Source organism: Okeania sp. SIO3B5 (assembly GCF_010692555.1).
Lineage (GTDB): Bacteria > Cyanobacteriota > Cyanobacteriia > Cyanobacteriales > Microcoleaceae > Okeania.
On the sequence record NZ_JAAHHG010000050.1, the window covers coordinates 17,700 to 37,938 of the forward strand.

15 protein-coding genes are annotated in these 20,239 nt (G+C 37.7%); 4 read left to right on the forward strand and 11 right to left on the reverse strand.

What is annotated here, in order from left to right:
• Positions 1 to 3,886, forward strand: a 3,886-nt coding sequence (locus F6K54_RS09740; RefSeq protein WP_293076914.1) for an SdrD B-like domain-containing protein, incomplete at its 5' end; no start/stop codon positions are given.
• 824 nt (positions 3,887 to 4,710) lie between these two features.
• Here the strand turns inward: F6K54_RS09740 and F6K54_RS09745 are convergent.
• The 4 genes from F6K54_RS09745 to F6K54_RS09760 all read right to left on the reverse strand — a co-directional run bounded on the left by F6K54_RS09745 (position 4,711) and on the right by F6K54_RS09760 (position 7,044).
• Entirely contained in the window at positions 4,711 to 5,151 is a 441-nt protein-coding gene (locus F6K54_RS09745; RefSeq protein ID WP_293076916.1) for a hypothetical protein, read from the reverse strand.
• Positions 5,152 to 5,497: 346 nt separating this feature from the next.
• Positions 5,498 to 5,677 carry a hypothetical protein gene (locus F6K54_RS09750; RefSeq protein WP_293076918.1) on the reverse strand — a complete coding sequence of 60 codons (180 nt, stop codon included), beginning with the start codon at positions 5,675 to 5,677 and terminating at the stop codon, positions 5,498 to 5,500.
• Positions 5,667 to 5,798 carry a helix-turn-helix domain-containing protein gene (locus tag F6K54_RS09755; protein WP_293076920.1) on the reverse strand — a complete coding sequence of 44 codons (132 nt, stop codon included), beginning with the start codon at positions 5,796 to 5,798 and terminating at the stop codon, positions 5,667 to 5,669. The genes F6K54_RS09750 and F6K54_RS09755 overlap by 11 nt, the downstream gene beginning before the upstream one ends.
• Before the next feature lie 112 nt (positions 5,799 to 5,910).
• Entirely contained in the window at positions 5,911 to 7,044 is a 1,134-nt protein-coding gene (locus F6K54_RS09760; protein ID WP_293076937.1) for a PP2C family protein-serine/threonine phosphatase, read from the reverse strand.
• Positions 7,045 to 7,395: 351 nt separating this feature from the next.
• Here F6K54_RS09760 and F6K54_RS09765 point away from each other — a divergent pair, with 351 nt between their 5' ends.
• A complete protein-coding gene (locus tag F6K54_RS09765) occupies positions 7,396 to 7,896 on the forward strand; it encodes an ATP-binding protein (RefSeq protein WP_293076921.1) in 501 nt (166 codons plus the stop codon).
• Between the two features lie 125 nt (positions 7,897 to 8,021).
• Here F6K54_RS09765 and F6K54_RS09770 read toward each other — a convergent pair whose 3' ends face one another.
• Positions 8,022 to 8,792 carry a DUF1350 family protein gene (locus tag F6K54_RS09770; RefSeq protein ID WP_293076923.1) on the reverse strand — a complete coding sequence of 257 codons (771 nt, stop codon included), beginning with the start codon at positions 8,790 to 8,792 and terminating at the stop codon, positions 8,022 to 8,024.
• Positions 8,793 to 9,095: 303 nt separating this feature from the next.
• On the opposite strand from F6K54_RS09770, the gene F6K54_RS09775 reads away from it, so the two are divergent.
• A complete protein-coding gene (locus tag F6K54_RS09775; protein WP_366558090.1) occupies positions 9,096 to 10,238 on the forward strand; it encodes an RNA-guided endonuclease TnpB family protein in 1,143 nt (380 codons plus the stop codon).
• Between the two features lie 1,442 nt (positions 10,239 to 11,680).
• Here the strand turns inward: F6K54_RS09775 and queC are convergent.
• From queC to F6K54_RS09805, 6 genes are all read right to left on the reverse strand, one after another.
• On the reverse strand, positions 11,681 to 12,352 hold the full coding sequence (gene queC, locus F6K54_RS09780; protein ID WP_293076939.1) for a 7-cyano-7-deazaguanine synthase QueC: 672 nt from the start codon (positions 12,350 to 12,352) through the stop codon (positions 11,681 to 11,683).
• A 26-nt stretch (positions 12,353 to 12,378) separates the two neighbouring features.
• Complete coding sequence (locus F6K54_RS09785; protein WP_293076925.1) at positions 12,379 to 12,936, reverse strand: DUF2808 domain-containing protein; 558 nt, start codon at positions 12,934 to 12,936, stop codon at positions 12,379 to 12,381.
• A gap of 415 nt (positions 12,937 to 13,351) precedes the next feature.
• Positions 13,352 to 13,930 (reverse strand): 5-formyltetrahydrofolate cyclo-ligase, encoded by a 579-nt coding sequence (locus tag F6K54_RS09790; RefSeq protein WP_293076927.1) that lies wholly within the window; start codon positions 13,928 to 13,930, stop codon positions 13,352 to 13,354.
• Positions 13,931 to 14,247: 317 nt separating this feature from the next.
• Complete coding sequence (locus F6K54_RS09795) at positions 14,248 to 14,895, reverse strand: tellurite resistance TerB family protein (RefSeq protein ID WP_293076929.1); 648 nt, start codon at positions 14,893 to 14,895, stop codon at positions 14,248 to 14,250.
• 1,682 nt (positions 14,896 to 16,577) lie between these two features.
• A complete protein-coding gene (locus F6K54_RS09800; RefSeq protein ID WP_293076931.1) occupies positions 16,578 to 17,762 on the reverse strand; it encodes an aldo/keto reductase in 1,185 nt (394 codons plus the stop codon).
• A gap of 20 nt (positions 17,763 to 17,782) precedes the next feature.
• Positions 17,783 to 18,283 carry an AP2 domain-containing protein gene (locus tag F6K54_RS09805; RefSeq protein ID WP_293076933.1) on the reverse strand — a complete coding sequence of 167 codons (501 nt, stop codon included), beginning with the start codon at positions 18,281 to 18,283 and terminating at the stop codon, positions 17,783 to 17,785.
• A gap of 1,497 nt (positions 18,284 to 19,780) precedes the next feature.
• On the opposite strand from F6K54_RS09805, the gene F6K54_RS09810 reads away from it, so the two are divergent.
• On the forward strand, positions 19,781 to 20,200 hold the full coding sequence (locus tag F6K54_RS09810; protein WP_293076935.1) for a hypothetical protein: 420 nt from the start codon (positions 19,781 to 19,783) through the stop codon (positions 20,198 to 20,200).
• Positions 20,201 to 20,239 lie beyond the last annotated feature (39 nt).

Genomic DNA, 20,239 nt, shown 5'->3' on the forward strand with positions numbered 1-20,239 from the left:
CACAATAGACGCAGGTTTCTTCAAAACAGCAAGACTAGGAGACTTCGTATTCAACGACGAAAACCAAGATGGGGTACAAAATAATGGAGAGTCAGGAATTCCCAACGCCGAAGTCAAACTCCTAGATGGTGATGGCAACCCAGTCTTAGACGAGAACGGAGACCCAATCACCACCACAACAGATGAAAACGGCTTATACGAATTCACAGGTTTAACCCCCGGGGACTACAAAGTAATGTTTGTCACCCCAGATGGTTTCGATGGAGTAAGTCCATTCCAAGCAGGAGGAGACCCTACTGTAGACTCCGATGCCGACCCAGACAACGGGTTAATGAGTGATGTAGTGACTCTTTCCTCTGGAGATAATAACGAAACAATAGATGCAGGTTTCTTTGAAGAGCCAGAACCAGCAACTCTAGGAGACTTCGTCTTCGAGGACACAAACGGCAACGGTATCCAAGATGCAGGAGAGTTAGGCATCGACGGTGTAGAAGTGAAGCTGTTAGCAGACACCGACAACGATGGAGAAATAGATGACGTAGTAGCCACAACCACAACAGGAGATGACCCCAACACTCCAGGGACACAGCAAGGTTTCTATGAATTCACAGACCTGACTCCTGGTGAAGAATACAAAGTAATGTTCACTCAACCAGATGGGTTCGATGGAGTAAGTCCATTCCAAGCAGGAGGAGACCCTACTGTAGACTCCGATGCCGACCCAGACAACGGGTTAATGAGTGATGTAGTCACCCTCAACCCTGGAGAAAATGACCCCACAATAGACGCAGGTTTCTTCAAAACAGCAAGACTAGGAGACTTCGTATTCAACGACGAAAACCAAGATGGGGTACAAAATAATGGAGAGTCAGGAATTCCCAACGCCGAAGTCAAACTCCTAGATGGTGATGGCAACCCAGTCTTAGACGAGAACGGAGACCCAATCACCACCACAACAGATGAAAACGGCTTATACGAATTCACAGGTTTAACCCCCGGGGACTACAAAGTAATGTTTGTCACCCCAGATGGTTTCGATGGAGTAAGTCCATTCCAAGCAGGAGGAGACCCTACTGTAGACTCCGATGCCGACCCAGACAACGGGTTAATGAGTGATGTAGTGACTCTTTCCTCTGGAGATAATAACGAAACAATAGATGCAGGTTTCTTTGAACTTGATTCTGGCATCGAAATTGAAAAGTCCACTAACGGCGTAGATGCTGACACTCCAGAGGAAGCACCAGAAATTAATGCTGGCGAGACAGTTACTTGGACTTATGAAGTAACCAATACTGGTGATGTACCCTTCGACGAAAGTGAAGTTGTAGTCACTGACGACATAGAAGGCATAATTTCTAACATCATTGACAAAGGGGATGGAAATAACACCTTAGATCCTGGTGAAACATGGATTTACGAACAAACAGGAATTGCTCAAGATTTATCTACTGTTACTAACACCGTTATTGATTTTGAAACTGATGGTGAGGGCAATGCTTTACCTGCTGGTACAATTATTGATGACGAATACCAGAATCTAGGAGTAACAATTTCAGCTACTCAATTCGGTGCCATGATCTTTGATAGTGCTAATCCAACTGGTGGAGACCCAGATTTAGCAACAGACAGTGAAGGCAACATCTTAATCATTTCCGAAGATGGTGACAGTTCCGAGCCTGATGACAATGCTGATGGTGGAGTAATTACCTTTGACTTAGATAACCCAGTCGATTTCAACTCTATTAGCTTCGTAGACATTGAGGAAACGGGTGGTGAAGTTCGCACTACCGATGCTGACGGAAATATAACTACTACCTCAATTCCTGCTCCTGGTAATGGTAGCCTCCAAACTTTAAATATCAATAACGATGATGTTGTTCAAGTAGAAGTCGAACTGGCTGGTAGTGGTGCTATTTCTGGCTTAGATTTTGACAGCATAGGTGACGGTATCTATAAGAACATTGGTACAGTTGTTGCTGATGATATCACCGACGAAGATCCTAGTCACTATGTTAACGGCGAACCACAAGACCCTGGTATCGACATTGAGAAGTTCACTAATGGTATAGATGCTGACACCATAGAGGAAGCAGTAGAAATTGCTGCTGGTCAAACAGTTACTTGGACTTATGAAGTAACCAACACTGGTGATGTCTCCTTTGCCAAAAGTGAAATTGAGGTTACTGATGACCAGGAAGGCATAATTTCTAATATCATTGACCAAGGCGATGGCGATAACACCTTAGCTCCTGGTGAAACCTGGATTTACGAACAAACAGGAACAGCTCAAGACTTAAGCACTGCCACCAGCTCCCAAGACATCACCTTCAACCTCACGGGTAACAGTTCCACAACAGGTAGTTACGGAAATGTCCGTAATTTTACTCAAAATGGAGTATCAGTAGATGTCAGGGCATTCAGCAGTAATAAGAGTGGTGGAGACTGGAAGACTGCTTACCTTGGAGCTTATGGCGGTGGTTTAGGAGTTACTAACCGTAATGAAAGTGGTTCCCATCACCGAGTAGATAATGGTACTAGCAACGATTATATCCTCTTTGAATTCGACCAAGAAGTCACTGTAGATCGGGCATTCCTCAGTTCTATCAGCGATGATAGCGATATTTCAGTCTGGATAGGTGATCGCGATGGAGACATCTCACTATTGGATAGCGATATCTTAAACGACTTCGCCAAAGAAAATCAAAATGGTGGCAATGGCGGTAGTGACAAGGCTCGCTGGGCTAACTTTAATGCTGATGAGTTAACAGGTGATACCATCGTTATTTCTGCACGTCAAGACCAGCACAATGATGCCTTCAAGTTGAAAAAACTGGATATTTCTGTAGCGGGTGACACCACCATCGGCAATTATGTCAACATTGGAACTGTAACTGCTGGTTCTGTAAGTGATGAAGACCAAAGTGGTTACACCAACCCTGACGAACCTCAAAATCCTGGCATTGACATTGAAAAGTTCACCAACGGCGTAAATGCTGATACTGTAGCAGAAGCAGCAGTGATTGAGCCTCATCATCCAGTTACTTGGACTTATGAAGTAACCAATACTGGTGATGTACCTTTTGATAAATCTGATATTGAAGTAACTGACGACCAAGAAGGCACAATTACCAACATCTCTGACCAAGGAGACGGAGATAACACCTTAGATCCTGGTGAAACATGGATTTACGAACAAACAGGAACAGCTCAAGACTTGACAACAGTTACAGAGGGTACAACTGAAACCTTTAATTTCACAGGCAATAGTGGTTTAGATGGTCCCGATGGTAATATTCGTACCTTTGATGCTGGTGACCTCTCTGTAAACGCTAGTGCTTTCAGTCGCGATGAACACGGAAATTGGGATGAAGGCTTTTTGGGTAGTTTCTCTGGTGGACTCGGAGTCACTGATACCTCAGAAGGTAATGGAAGCAATAACAAGCATAAAGTTGACAATGTATATCGAGACAACTATGTCTTATTTGAATTCTCTGAGGATGTTGTTGTCGATGAGGCATTCTTAGCTTCCGTGACAAATGACAGTGATATTACTTATTGGGTAGGTAGCAAGGAAGATGCGTTCACTAACCACAATATCTTAAGTGATAATTTCTTAGACAGTCTTGAATTCACACAAGACAATAATGGCGGTTCAAGTTCACGTTGGGCAGATATCAATAATGGTGAAGTGAGTGGTAATATACTTGTTATTGCAGCTTCTACCTCCGACCCAACTCCTGAAGACCGATTCAAGATCAAAGAGTTAGAAGTACAGCAGGTCGAAACTGCCGAAAGTGGTTTTTATCAGAATCTAGGTACTGTTGATGTCAATGGTCTCACGGATGAAGATTTGAGTTACTATGTTAATCCTGACTTCTCTATCTAATTTTCTTGGATAGACTTTCTAGACTTTGACTGATAGCAAGTCTAGAAGTCTAAGTCAAGTTAATAGTTGAATTGATTTGACATACTCCCGACGTTGCGCTTGCAAGGGCATCGCGGGATTCTTCAGCCAGAGAAACCCTGACCGCTGTTTTAACAGAGGTGATGTCCTCCCCCTGTGTTGGTAACAATTATAGTGACTATATTTGCAATTGTCAATAACTATAGTAAAATAACTATAGTATGTATTCTATAAAGAGAATAAAGAAAAAATTCGCATAGGAACAACAAATACAACGCCCGGCTTTCCCATAGGACGCTCCCCTCCGGGAGAGTGCGGGACTTCCCGCCGGGGGAGTTAAAAGTTTCACTGAAATTACATCTGTGAAACTCTTTTTTTTAGAGATGAAATAATTACTCTATTGACATCCTCCCGACGCTGCTCTGCGAGACAGCGCGGGATTCCCATCCATCAATCAAACAGACTGTAGGGGCGATTCGCGAATCGCCCCTACACTGAAAGATTCAGGGCGGGTTGACACCTCACTGGAAAATGCTGGCAATACCAGTAATCACGCTTCCTCTGTGTCCGATAAATAATCGACCAGTGCCCCTCGGCGACTTGATTGAATAGTTACAGTAATCTTAACCTTGATTTTTGGTTAAGCAATATTTGTATGTTAACAGATTATCTGCAAAACCGCTCTTATTGATTGGCATTCCCACCCCTTCGCTCCCCTGCGGGAGAGCGCGGGTATAAATGCCAACATTTAGATAAATATATTATTTTTAATTTTTGCTTCAATCACAAATAAACAACACTTAGTTTCATTGTTCTTGATAAGTAATTTCTTCTCTCTTCACTACCAGACCATTAATTGCTAAACTAAAAGAACCATCATTCACTCTGAAAGTTTTATTACCATCAATTGCAGCATATCCTTGATTAAATTCTACAGGTAACTCTAAAACTTGAGTCGGATTAGATTTTCTCCCTGCAATTAACATTAATTGACCATTTGGTTGACGACAAATATTGGCAAAATAGTTCTTGGATTCAAAATAATTTACTTCAGACCAGTTAGTTCCACGTTGAAGACAAACGCGTCGATTATTCCGGGGTAATTCAGTTAATAATATAGTTCCTTTCTCTGTTTCTAGATTGTGTTTATATGCTAGAACTTTTGCTGAAAATGTATATAAAAAGAATGTAGTCATTGTTAACAGCCCTAACTTTAAAAGTTGTTGATTAGTCCTAACAAAATTCACAGCCTAGTCCTCCGATAAATAAATGAATTGGCTTATATGATACAACATAAATGCAAAATTTAATAAATAAATTTCTATGATTCAATCAAAAGCATCTCTAGCAAGGGAATTCATTAATGGATAATGGAGAATAGACATCTCCAGAAAAGAGGAAGTAGGGAAGCCACCCCTAACCCCTCCCCCGACCGTGGAGGGGAAGAATTGATAATTTCTTTGGGATAATTGATTTTATTTTTTATTATTGGAAATGTCTAATGGATAATGGATAATGGATAATTACCTCTCCCTAAAAGGGAGAGGATTGATCCTTAATATCATGTCCGGATAATTAATGATAAAAAAAACTTTACCTTAAAACTTTCTCCTTTCCTTCTGCCTCCAGCATAGCTGCCCTCTGCCTTACTTTCTCCAAAGTGTAGGTATTCAAACTGCTAATAGCTGAATGCTTACCTACTAACAGTTTATGCAGGTCAATTGCAGTAGGAAACTTAAGTTTGCTGTCTGGATTATGGTGGTTATGATTCAATATATTTCGGGTTAACCATAATCCCCAATTTATTTGCATGACGGGCTACACCCGCGTGTTTAGCCATCATGGTTTTTTGCTGATTATTTGGGTGCAGTTCAGTTTTAAATCCAAGTAGCATAAATTATAGATAATTGGAGATGATCACGCGATTATACCAGATTATAGCCAACAGTTACTAGCCCTTCACAAGGAAGATAAAATCTAAATGTATCCTAGCTTATATCAGTAAGCTAACCAAAAATAACTTTTAGTAAAGAAAAATCATCACTAAAGGCATGACCACAATTCAAATCTCGCACATAGTTTAAGATCTTATCTAGATGAAAATAACCGTATTTATGGTACTCTAAAATTAGATTGATAAAATTATCTATACCCCAGATTTCTCCTCCAGGTTGAGGAATTTCATAAACACCATCACTAAAGATATACAGAGAACTCAACTTCTCAACTACACAAGAATTATCAACATAAGTCACATCTGGAAACATACCAATAGGCATTCCTGGAGTTTTCAACTTATTCACCTGACTAAGCTGACCATTACCTAAAATTAAAACAGCCGGAGGATGACCTGCACTTGCATATACCAGTTGATTCTCAGAGCGATTATATACCCCATACCAGATTGTAAAGTATTTATCATTTTGATAAGTAATCTGGTAAGTATTATTCAAAGCTCTAAGTACATCACTAGGTTGATGGTAATCTATATTCGGTATTGCCTTAGATCTTAATAAATTCAACACTGAAACAGAAGGAAGTGCAGCCCGTAAACCATGGCCAGCTACATCCAGTAAATACACCGCTAAGTAATTGTCGTCTAGCCAATAATAATCAAAGCAGTCTCCTCCTAATTTGCGAGAAGGAATAAACTGTGATTCAACTTTTACTGGTTCCATTAAAGGTTCTGGCAGAAGAGAGCGCACATAATCAGCAGCTTCAGCTAACTCTGCTTCTAGTAGTTGCTTTTGGGTTTGTAAGTCTTGAGATAGCTGATGTAATCGCAATCCTGCTCTGACTCTGGCCGTCAATTCACTCATTTCTATTGGTTTAGAAATAAAGTCATCAGCACCTGCATCCAGACCTTTAACTCGATCTTGAACCGTTCCTAAAGAAGTTAATAAAATGAAGAAAGTGGTAGATAGCTCAGAATTTGCTTTAACTCGGCTGCATACCTCTATTCCTGTGAGTATTGGCATGATCCAGTCACAGATAATTAAAGCAGGTTGTAAATTTTGTGCCTGTTGAAAACCATCTTCACCATTACTTGCTACTGTCACTTCATAACCCTGTTTCTGGAGAGCTCTTTTGAGCAATTCCTGAATAGCAATATCATCATCAATAACCAAAATTTTATACATCATGCACTCAGTTAAACAATTCACTGTTTCGGCTAAAGCCAACATAAAAGTGAGTAGACCAACAGGAGTTTTTATTTCAACTCGTTTCATTCAAAAGAAGCAGGAGGAAGGATATAAGTAAAGTGCTAATATTTTTTTCTTTTCTTACTTCCTTCATTTTACAGATATTGGGTTTAATTCTCCCACACCTTTGAAAAATTAGTGGTCTTCAATTTTATATTGGGAGCGAATCCCTTTTTTCATCAACTTTCTTCCTTTGTTTAAATTATTTACATAAATTTTATATACATACTTTACAATATAGCTTAGGATATACCTAAAATATTATGTAATAAATTTAAGAAAGTAAGTGTGGATAAAGTAAAAAGATCTGATAAATTACCTACGAAACGTAGCGCTTTTTTACAAGTTAGTTCAGACCTTGGAGAAAACGACAAAGTTTTGTCATGGTTTGAACAATTATATCAAGTAGCTATTCCAAAAACAGTTTGGCTACAGTGTGAGTTGGCTTTAGCTGAAGGTTTTACTAATGCAGCTCGTCATGCCCACAAAGATTTATCTAGAGAAACACTTATAGACATTGAAGTTACAATGTTCAGCGACCACATAGAAATTAGAATTTGGGATTTTGGTATGCCTTTTGACTTAGCAGAATGGTTAAAAGCACAACCAGCTCAAACAGATATATTTGCTCCTGGTGGACGAGGTATAAAACTTATGTATGCTATAGCAGACCATATTAGTTATACCCGTAGTACGTCCGAAAATCGGAATTGTTTGTTCATTAGTAAAAGTTATTGGCCATACCCCAAAGAACAAAATCAAACTTCTGATATTAACAGCTTAATCTAAAATTTATAAGTGTAAAGCTATTGCAGGGTGGCGGAAATAACTTACCAGTTACAAAATCCTAAAACAATTACAAATCAAAAATGATTGACTTTTGATTTTTGATTTTTGACTTCCGCGTAGCGGCACTATGATATTTGTGCCAATGGATTGAGCCAAAGCAAAATTTCACGTTTAAGTTGATTGAGGTCTCGATAAATTTCTTGTTTTAACCATTGACCGATCGCATCTACAGGAGTATATACTTTTCCTATAGGCCAACTTATATCTTGACCCAAAGGTGTTAAATGGTTTCCATTTAATCTTTTAACTGTCACCATATCAGGAAAACGTAATCTCAACAAATCACTCAAACGAAGAGTTTGATCTATATTATCGTCGTTAAATTTAATCAATAAGTTGCGCCGAATTTGATAACGCTTTTGAATTAGACGGTTTGCGATCTTAGGAGATGGAGTAAATTCTACTTTCATCACAGGAGATATCTGTTCCACCAGGGGTATTGCATCACGAGCTGCATAATTATTAAAGGATATCAAAATATTTCCAGCTCTTTCTAGAGAAAATAAGCTACCTATAAGTAAATGTAACTTACATCCCATGCTATGCCCAATGCCATATATAGGTAGATTTTTTTTTCGCAGTATCCTTTGAGTATAAATAAGATTGAGACAGTTATCAAAACTGTTGATAACATTGTTAGCCATTTCTAAATGATCTAAAGTCGTGACAAAAGGAGTCGCTATTACTGCATATCCTTGATTTGCCAGCATTTCCAATAACCACCGATAACTTACATTGGGCGCAGTTCCAACAAATGCTCCTCCCAAAAAATGTACGATTGCTTTGGGGCGAGAAGGTATTAGTACCCAATTACCAGAATTTTCTTGCCATTCCATAATTAAAAACTATCAAAAATTCAAAATTATAAAGGTTTTTATCTTGACAATTACAATATTTAGTGGTAATGAAGTTGAATAATTATTTTGTGCTTAAAAAGGAGAAATCAAAACACGAAAATCTAAAACAGCATTATTTTTTTATAAAATTGTAATAGCCATTAATAAAATTTTAAGGTAAATTGGTAGAATTTGACCGAAAAAATGGGTCTCAAGCCTCGCCCTTCTAGGGCGACTTTATTATTGTGGGTTGATTTTTTTTCAATAAATATATTATAATTTTGCTAGTTTGAAGTTCAAGTCATGAAAGCTAGATTTAAGTACCGTATATATCCAACGCCGGGACAAAAATACCGATTAGCCAAGCTATTTGGCTGTGTTCGTGTTGTTTGGAATGATAGTCTAGCTTGTTGCCAACAGAAGTATAAATCGGGAGAAAATAAGCCCACTAATTCAGAACTACAAAAGCTTTTTATTACTCAAGCCAAAAAGACTGAAGATAGAGAGTGGTTATCGGAAGTTTCTAATATACCATTGCAGCAATCTTTAAATGATTTAAACCAAGCTTATCAAAACTTTTTTAAGTCAACCAAAGGTAAGAGGAAAGGTAGACCTATAAAGCCTCCTAAGTTCAAAACTAGAAAGTCAAAGCAAACTGCTAGGTTTAGAAAAGGTGGTTTTAAAGTTGGTCAGCATAAAGTTCCTAGCAACGCTAAAATTGGAAAGCTGAAAATAGTTTGGTCAAGAGAGTTACCCACTGCTCCATCATCAGTAACAGTAATAAAAGATTCCGCTCATAGATATTTCTTGAGTTTTGTAGTAGAAATACAACCAGAAATCTTATCTAAAACTGATAATTCAGTTGGAATAGATTTAGGAATTAAAACTTTTGCTACTTTGAGTAATGGCACAAAGGTTGATGCTCCTAAGCCTCTGAAGAAACGAATTAAGAAATTAAGAAAGTTAAATAAGTCATTATCTCATAAAACTAAAGGATCTAAAAGGTATGAAAAAGCCAGGGTTAGAGTCGCTAAGTTCCATGCCAAACTGAAAGATACAAGAACTGATTTTTTACATAAATTATCTACTGAAATAATTCGTGGAAACCAAACAGTTGTTTTAGAAGATTTAAACGTTTCTGGAATGGTTAAAAACCGTAAACTATCCAGAGCAATTTCAGATTTAGGTTGGAGACAATTCCGGACATTCTTAGAAGGAAAAGCAGAAAAATATGGTCGTGATTTTAGAGTAATTAGTCGTTGGGAGCCAACGTCTCAAATTTGCTCAAATTGTGGCTTTAAAGCTGGGAAGCTAGACCTGAAGGTGCGAGAATGGGAGTGCCTAAACTGTGGTGCAAAACATGTTCTTAGACGAGAATGCAGCAATAAATATATTAGTCGCGGGCGGGCAGTCCGAGACAAAAAACGGACGTGGAGGCAAGCGTAAGACTACTGCAAAAGTAGCAGCAGCCTGTGAGACGTCAACCCGCCGAGGAGCTTCGGTTCGGTAGTAATCTCCGCGCCTTTAGGCCGGAGAGGATGTCAAAGATTCAATTAGTTAATCCGTATATTTATTTTTAATTTTTATTTTTAAATATTCTCAGATAATTGATTTCTGAGAAATTCCTAAGTAGGGTTTGCTGAAAAAGTATTTTGGTATGTGGTAGGAGTCAGGTAGGGGAGTCGTCGGTAGGGCGAGGTACATGAGTCATACCAAATTAATAAATGTTTGCTACAAATAGTTAGGGTATTTCTTAGAATTTCCGTTTGTCATGCTCCGCAAACAGCATTTATATCAAATCCGGATAATTACTATATTCAAGTCCGCAGCGACTGTAACGGAGTGGAAGGAAGCAATCTCAGGGGTGCGCGGAGATTGCTTCCTATAGTCGATAGGGACGACTATTCAGATGTAGTCGATGGGGATATCGCTATCCCTCACCTCTACTCCAAAACCGTACATGAGAGTTTCGCTCCTCATACGGCTCCTGACATCGCAGGATTCTTCAAGGTTGGTTACACCTAGTTTCGCACCTATATTTCAAGGTTTGTCCATGCTTGTTGGCTTCGGTTTTCGCTGCTCTTTGGCTTGACTGCCTGGAGGTTTTTCTTCACAAGAGTCTCCTACTCTCGATTTGAGCCTACTTACCCCAGCAGCGTGCGTTTTGGCTTAATACAATTTCGGTTTCACGCCTACCTGCAATGTCTCCCCACGTCTGCATATCCTGAGCATTACTCCAGGCTTGCTTCGCAGAGGTTTCCTCATTCCTAATAGCCAAAGGTTTACGCTTTTCCTACTCTTTAAGAGAGGCTAAAAGGAGTTACTTCGTTCCCTGACACCATTTCACGTTGACTTTAGGCTCCTAGTTTAGACCGACCCCAATTAGATACGAAATCAACTCCAGTTAATTGATTCCAATTATGTGAGGTATACCATTTTGGTTCAGGGGTATCAATGTCTTTCCCCTGTCTATAGTAACGACCCATATTACTAGATTCTCTATTCGATAACCATTGTCAACTTCCCTGGCAGAGGGTTGGGATGACATTACCCTTACTGCGCTTTTAGGCCATGCACGCTCGTGATTGACATTGCTAGTGTCAGAATCCTGGGACTAGGGAGTCACGCGGTACCTGCGCGGGAAGGAATTTAACCTCCATGATGATCAGAGTTACCCTTTAACAGGGCTGGCTGAACGCAAACTAGGGTTTGCTGTCGGCCAAACGAATCGCACACCGGATTCTATATTAGACATCTCCAAAAATCCAAGGGTTTAAGTCCCCCACGCTTATTTGAAAAATTAGTGGTGCGCCTTTTATGGGGGTTTGAATACCCCATTATATACCCCAGAGAAGCTGATAACTGACTGCTGACTGCTGACTGCTATTTCAATCAGACAACGGATCTTTTAATCCCAACTCCTGGAAAGCAGCTAACCGCAACCGACAAGAATCACATATACCACAAGGTTTTTCTTCACCTGCATAACATGACCAAGTTTTTTCCCAAGGTACTCCTAAATTATTCCCTAATTGAATAATTTCGGTCTTTTTCATATCAATAAGTGGAGAAACAATAGCGATCGCTTCACCCTCTCTCCCCTGTCTAGTTCCCAGGCGAAAAACTTCTTGCATTGCCTGAATATAGTCTGGACGACAGTCAGGATAACCCGAATAGTCTAAAGCATTTACCCCAATATAAACCCGACTCGCATCGACAACTTCAGCATAAGCGAGGGCAAAACTCAGAAAAATAGTATTACGTGCTGGAACATAAGTAATAGGGATATTTTTTGACATTTCCTCAACAGAGCGATCGCTTGGTAAATCAATTTGATTATCAGTTAATGCCGATCCTCCCCATAGTCTGAGGTCAAAACTAACAACATGATGTTCTACTACACCTACACTTTCAGCAATTTTTTTGGCTGAGTCTAACTCTCGACGATGGCGTTGTTGGTAGTCAAAAGAAATAGCATAACATTCACAACCATCTGCTTTTGCTTGGTACAAAACTGTTGAGGAATCTAATCCTCCTGACAATAAAATAACTGCTTTCACCATTCTAAAATTTTTGGTAATATCTTTTAATCATAACTATTGGAGCTGTCGTAAAAATGAAGTCTACCATAGCCAAGAAAATGACCAGATGATTTTTCTCCAACCGGAAAAGCAGTCACTCCAAATAAATAAATACCTCCATACTTAGGAGTCCGTACTGGACGCAAACCTATGGTAAAAGTTTTGCCTGGAGGTACTGGAGGGTCAAAAGTTACTGAAACAGTATTAGTTTCCCGATCAACTGCCACTTCCTCAACTACCAGTTGCTGTCCTTTCTGGCGATGGGTTCCTTCAAAGGCAATAATTTTCTTTGAGTTATATCGGATATTGCCAGGTCCTTCAGTTTTGGTAATTATCACTCGTTCTAGTGGCACACCAGCATCAGGCAATAAACTCAGAGTAAAGTAATAGGTTGCACTCCAAACATAGGTTTCACTGCGGGTAGTGACTGCCTTAACTAGGCGAGGTGGTTGAGCGAAATAAACTGTACCATCTTTTGTCTGAATTGCTAAAGTAGGAGTTACCAAGAAGTAACAAACAACAAAGAACAAGGAGAAAATTTTCAATTTAGAAACTAATATCATGTCCGGTTGAATAGCGATAAATATATAGATATCTCCAGAAAATAAACTTGCCCTTTATTTAGCATAAGCTAGAGTTGTATAAGTTCCTCACAAAATTATTTTCCATACCGTTTCCCTAGAAATATCTTTACTGTTTCCTGTTTCCTGTTTCCTGTTCCCTATTCCCTCTTCCCTCTTCCCTCTTTTCTGGAGATGCCTATTGCCTGTTATATATTATCTGTTTTACCGAATAATTAATAATTCAATAATTCAATAATTCAATAATTTAGGTTTAAAGCCTCCCCTTTCAAGGGGGAAAAAATTTATTTTTTTCTTTTATTCAATCCTCTTCCTTTTAGGGAGAGGTAATTATCAATTATCAATTATCCATTATCCATTATTAAACAACAGCTTTAGTCTGAGATACTGATCACTGTTAACTGATAACTGAAATGACACCATTTTCTGTACAAACAGCACTGAGAGGTTTATCCCAAGGATCTATAGGTAACTGTTGTAAGTAAGCAAATTCAAATACAATTCCTATAGTAGGTTTTGATGCCCATTCTTCAGTACTTAACATCCGGTCATAAAAACCACCACCATAGCCTAAACGATAACCATTTAAGTCGCAAGCAACAGCAGGAATTAAAATTAAATCTACTTCTGACGAATGTAATAATGGTGCGTTTGATTCTGGTTCTAAAATACCATAATTGCCTTTTTGTAAAGAATTTTCTGGTTGCCAAATATGCCAAAATAAACTTTTTTTTACACACCGTGGAAATCCCCAAATTTTAATAGAATTTATTGGGTTTTCTCTATTATTTATAAATAATAAACTAAGGTCTACTTCTTGACGGAAACTAAAGTAAGCTAAAACAGTTTGAGATTTTTGAAATAGGGAAAAATTTTGTAAGTGGTGGCAAAGGCGATCGCTCTTTTCTCTCCATTCAATTTCTGGCATAGACTGACGTTTTTTCAACAGTGAGCTTCTTAATTCTTTTTTGAGCATTAATCTATTCAATAATTTAGAATTCTCTCTTCTTATAAATAAGAGTATTGGATCAAAGGATTTTTTTTCTTCTCTTGGTCTCATGGATATGGTTAGGAAACTCATCCATTCCTCGACCGCTTTTTTCCCCATGAATGGAGAGGCTTTATACCTAAATTTTTCGGTTAAATTAAATTTAAAATATTCAAGTGGATTAATATTAATTAGGACTTACGGAACATTATTGGTAGTAGACGCTCCACAGCTAAAACTTTGCAATAGATTTTTATTTCTAGGTGTCTTTATCTCCCCTACTCCCCTACTCCCCTACTCCCTATTTAAATCATCCAAGGTGGAGCTGGTTCCAATTCCATTTCTATTTGAGCCTCATCTCGAGTTTCATCAATATTAAGTATGACTAACTCGTTATCTGGAGTGCGTATTTTTATATTTAGCGATCTTAAACCTATCGTTGAATTAATATAGCCTTCGTATTTAGATCCTATAGGTAATTGTAATAAAATTTCGTCAATTCTTTCTATTAATTTTCCTGAATTACGATAATACTTTGTTGCATCTTCAACTATTTTATTTACCTTTTCCTGACTAATTTTTAGAGTATTGGCTAACTCGATCACAAAACTATTTTCTTCTTCTGTTACTTTATCATCTGCTATTGCGACTTTTACTGCTAAATCAAAAGCATTTTCTATTTCTTTTTCATCTTGAAGTGCTTGTTTTGCGGCAGAAAATAATGCTTCGTTTTTTTCTTTACTAATAATTCTTAAAACTTTTTCTCTAGCTGCATCAACTTCTTTAGCATTGAATCCTTTTCTGAGTAAAAAACCCTCTAAAATTTCTACTTCATTCATATCAATATCACCATCAACTGCCATAACCATTAAACCAATAGCAAAGATGGCTTCATTAGAGGTTAATTCCTCTGAACATTTTACTTTACTGTTAAAAATATGTTCATACGACATAGATTTTTTTTTAAAATATCAAATTTTAATTATATATGGATATATTCAACAATTAATAATTAATAATTAATAATTAAATAATTAAATAATTCAGCTTTATTAGCCTCCCCTTTCAAGGGGAAAAAAGCGGTCGAGGGATGGCGTTTTGCTCCGCAACATATAAAGCGGAGCGGCTCTGATAAGAGCGGGTTTCCTCGCCATATCAAATCGACCAAGAGAATAAGTTTTTTCCTTATTGGTCAATTCTATCCCTAAAAGCTATCCATTATCAGCACAATTCTTTACAAAAGTGGATAATGCCTATTATAAAAAACTTACGACCATTTTATTGGTTTTACAAGCTTTGACAAATTGACTAACTTGTGTACTCCTAAAAGTTGTTTTTTGTCGTTGCGATCGCAACGACACTAGGAACTTTCAGACTCTAATACATAAAATGATATTTTTGTCAAGTTATGTGTTAGCCATTTAATTGGGTATTCCGGGAGAGTAAACATATTTAATTAGGGTTTGCTGAATAAAGCTAAAAGCAAGGATAGCTAAAGTAATTGAGCTTTTTCTATTCAGTTTATCTTCTGGTTATTTGCTCTTATTTGCATCAATTTACTGAAATTTTCTGCTGAAATTCAAGAAAACTTCTTCACATAAAATGGCTGAAACCGTTGCCTGTTCCACCCATCTCCGCGTCCCCGCGTCCCCGCGTCTCCGTGTCCTACCCCCACAACCAATTTTTTCAGCAAGCCCTAATTAGAGGCTTTTTCCCCCATCTCCCCATCTCCCGCCCCCCCATCTATAGGGTTTCAGGAGTTTCTTATAAGGGATAGCGCTAAAGTCAGAGGCTTGAAATACTAAAATTTACTTTTTTCATAGCCGGGAAAGGAGAGACTAGAAACCATATTTTTTGGTCAAAAATTTAAAATTATAGATAACTAATTAGGGTTTGCTGAAAAAGTCTTTTAGTAGGGGTAGGAGCCAAAATTTCCGTTTGTCACCGCGAAGCAAACAGAGTCGGTGAAGTCAGGAGGAATAGGAATTATAGAAGAGGTAGTCAGAAGAATCATCCCTTGATTTTCTGGCCAACTATTGCCCAAAATTCTAACTTTTTGAGCTATTGGAACTGAAAACCAAGGTATTTCAGACCTAAAAAGGCTAAAACCAATATCAGTAAATGCTTTAAAATTTAATCAGCAAGCCCTAATTAAAGTCTAAAACTGTTAGCACTTTTACTTAACTCCGATATTAATTCCAAAATATTTTTTACCGAAAAATTGGGTTTAAAGCCTCCCCCTTTTAGGGGGACTTTATGTTATTATGGAAACAGCGGAAAGGTATTCAACCGCTCTAAAAACCTATAGCTACTTAACTGTAGCGTTTGCACCTTTAAAAGTAGAGTTATGGAGTTTTGTACTGGTTAGCTTGTACATAGAAAAACTCTAAGCAACAAGTATCAGAGAACCAAAGTTTTTTTAAGGTTTGAACTGTACCGTAGGGCATACGGGAACGGGCTCTTGAAATAGAGCAAACGCTTGGGGAGAGAACCATCTCTGGACTAGATGCTGCAAGGTGTTTAGTTTAAGTGGACTCATTGAACCAAGAATCCTGGTTTCAGGAGAATCTCCGCGCCTTTAGGCCGGAGAGTATGTCAAACAATCAAAATAGACTGCAAATAAATAAACTAACTTTTAACTTTTAGACAAACGTTCCACTGACTTTCCTCCTAATAGTTTATGAGTATCTTGAAGAATATCCGGAATTTTTTCGGCATGGGGACTATTGGCAAGACATTTAGTCAGGTCATATTTTTCTAATTGTTCAGCATTTGCACCAGGAAACCAGTGACTGCCATTACCTAATAGGTTATAGCGCATTTTACTGTATTCGAGCATATCGTAGGCGATCGCTAGATTTCTTAACCATAAAATCACAGGGATATTTATATTTCCAGGAGTCTCTTCTACAGAGGGCAAACCAATGTCCCAGGTTTGGAACCAATTTTCTCCTAGTTGAGCGATCGCTTCTTGCTCTAGTCTTGCCAATATTGATGGTAATATTTCATCAGCTCGATCTAACAATTCAATTGTTTTGAGATGTTCGTCAAAATCTGTTGGTTGTGATGCACCTAAACTCAATGTATGGACTTGAGGATGACTCAAACAAAATAGATCGTTAAATACCATCGGGCTGAGTGGATAGCATAAATCAACTAATTTCTGTGGTGGTTGATACAGTTTTCCTCCTTTATCAGAGGGACTAATAATAAATACTCCCATATCAAAATGATTAGCAGCTTCTATTGCTGGCCAGTTATTTTGATTAATGTAGTACCAGTGTAAGTTAACATAATCAAATTGATTTGTTTCTATAGTTTTAACTATGACATCAGTAGGGCCGTGAGTAGAAAAACCAATAAATCTGACTTGGCCTTGTATTTGGAATTTTCGAGCCACATCCAGACAACCTCCTGGCCTAATTGAGTTATGGAGTATTTCTAATGTGTTAATCCCATGTATGCCTAGCAAATCAATATATTCTAGTTGCAAAAATTCGAGGGACTGCTGTAACTTACTTTGGAATTCTTGAGGATCGGCGCTTGGGCTTACTTTTGTCTGAACAATAAGTTTTTCCCTTGGTAGCTTGGGTAAAATTTCTCCAAGCTGCATCTCGGATGTACCATAACCACGAGCGGTTTCTATGTGGTTAATTCCGCATTCTAGGGAGCGACGAATTGTATTTTCTAAGTTTTGTTGATTATTTGGTGGGATTTGATTTTGGGGAACATCTTGCCATTTATATTGATACCTCATTCCACCGCAGGAAAATATTGGCATTGGTAATTCTGTTCGCCCAAAGCGTCGATACTGCATCATTATGAATAATCTTTCTGAACTTACATTAGGGGATCTTCTACTACTTCTATATTATTCATAGTAAAATTTGTTCTGGCTAAGGAACCGTAATATTTTCTTGCTGCTTCGTCATAAGCAACAGCAGCATCTTTTTCTACATCAAAGCGGCCTAAGCGTATTTGTTTTTTGTATACTTTGATTTCAGCAATCCATTTTCGTTTATCCTTACACCAGTATACTCCCCGATATTTAGATGAATGTTTGACACTTGGTCTCCTGTGCATTCGCGCACTTCCTTTGACTAGGCGTAAATTCTCTCGTCGATTATCTAGTTTATTGTGGTTAATATGATAGACAGATACGCCTATAGGAGCATCCATAATCACTCTGTGCATATAAACTGTGGTTCTTTTGCCATCTTTCTTAATTGTTCTGGCAGCAAACCCGTCTATCAAGTACCACTTGTGTTTTGATAATTCCTCATAGTCTTGTTCATCAACTATTACTACCTGCCCTCTGGTAATCAAGATTTCTTTTGACATTTTTTTGGCCTTCTTACTATTTCTATTTAAAGTTATAATTCTCCCTTGTTTTTTTAGATAAGAGAGTATAATGCAAAACATTTGAGGCCAGTACACAGTATAAATGTTTTTTTAGAACATTTTATTTGACTTTTTGTCTTCCTAGCTACAGCTAGATTTTTGGTCTGACTGCACCCCATTTGTTATTAATAAATCAATACAAATTGATTTATTTTTTTTATTGTCTATGGCTATAAGTCAACAAGTTAATTTATGACTCTTATGGTAAATTTTGTTGTCTACTGAATCTTGGCTGTATCGATTCCTTTAGTAGATATAATTTGATTTTCTTTACTCATCACCCCCCGAATTATAGCTCCTTTGAACCTTTCTATAATTTTGTGCTAGTAATCAAGATTTCATCTATTAAATTAATGATAATCTCACCTTAATTTTTTTGCCACTTTCTAGACATAAATTAAGTCAATTAGCGGAGTCATAGAATTATATTTCATGAAAGTAGAAGTATCCTAACTTCTGTTGATAGTCCTTATAGTCCTTATAGTCCTTATAGTCCTTATAGTCCTTATAGTCTTTCTAGATTGATGTCAAATCAATAGTAGTTTACATTTGACTACTGTCCATCAGACTGATCAACTAAGTCATAAGTCATAAGTCATAAGTCATAAGTCATAAGTTATTTTTGTAACGGGAATTTGAGCAACTCTCCAAAAATATTTAGCCTTAAAAGGCGGGGTTTTAAACCCAATTATTTTGATAGATTAAGTAGGTAAGTACAAACAAGCTTGACTATATTAAGTTTTGTAAATTAGCTTCCAGCTCTGACCTACAGTTGATTTGAGTCGAATTTACATCTTGTTACATAGCGACAAATTTTAACGCTAACCTACTTATTCTTCATATACTATAGCACAGATAAAAAGGATGAAACATAGTTAAACCTATTACTTGATGGTTAACTAAATCATCTATAACCCCTTTTTCCTGAAGTTTTTGACCGTCAAATTAACTTCTTATTTTTGTTAACCCACATTCCGCACGTCTATTTTGTAACATTAAAAGTAGTATGAAGATTACGGCCTTGCTAAGTATTTATACTATATGAATTATCTTCATTAACCTTTCTTAAGAGTCAAATTTTTGGGAAAATATTAAGCATAAATACTCAATTTCTACGTTATTATTTTCTCCTGAATTGCAGAATTGCTGGATTCTGAATTCTAATTTTTTATACTACTAGACTGACACATCTAAAACTGTGCATTAGCTTTTAACTTGAAAATTCTTACTTTTGAATGCATGACTTTTGACTTTTGATTTGAATTGAATCTAATGCACCATTTAAGGCGTGTCAGTCCACTACGTTTTGTCGTGCGGAATGTAGGTTTTAATGAGAAAAATATGAATTTTGAAATATCTGAAATTAAGTACTTTTGCTCAAGATGAACATTAACTTCATAGTTCATAAAAATATAGTCAAATATGACATATTAGGGTTTGCTGAAAAAGTCTTTTTTTCAGAGGAGGAGCCAAAATTCAGAATCTAGGAGGAATGAGATTCCGAGAAAAGGTAGCCAGAAGAATCTTCCCTTGGTTTTCTACCCCTCGAAATGCCCAAAATATGCTCCTAAATTGAACTGGAATTACCTAGGGCTTGCTGAAAAAGTCTTATGGGTGAGGGTAGGAGACAGGGAAAACGCATCTAAATTCTGGAAGTTTCTACTGTTAAGCTTTAGAGAGGTAATGAGTATAAATATTTATAAGCCTGACATCCTTGCCCTGTCAGAACTTCAAAATAAGATGCGTTTGCCCTGGGGTAGGAGACAGGAGACAACCCACCCCTCGCCCCTCCCCCTCCGGTGGAGGGGAAGACAGGAGACAGGAGAAATGGCTTGGGAGCGAGGAGGTAGTAGTTAAGAATTGTCCCAAGATTGTTCTGCCCAACTATCCACCTAA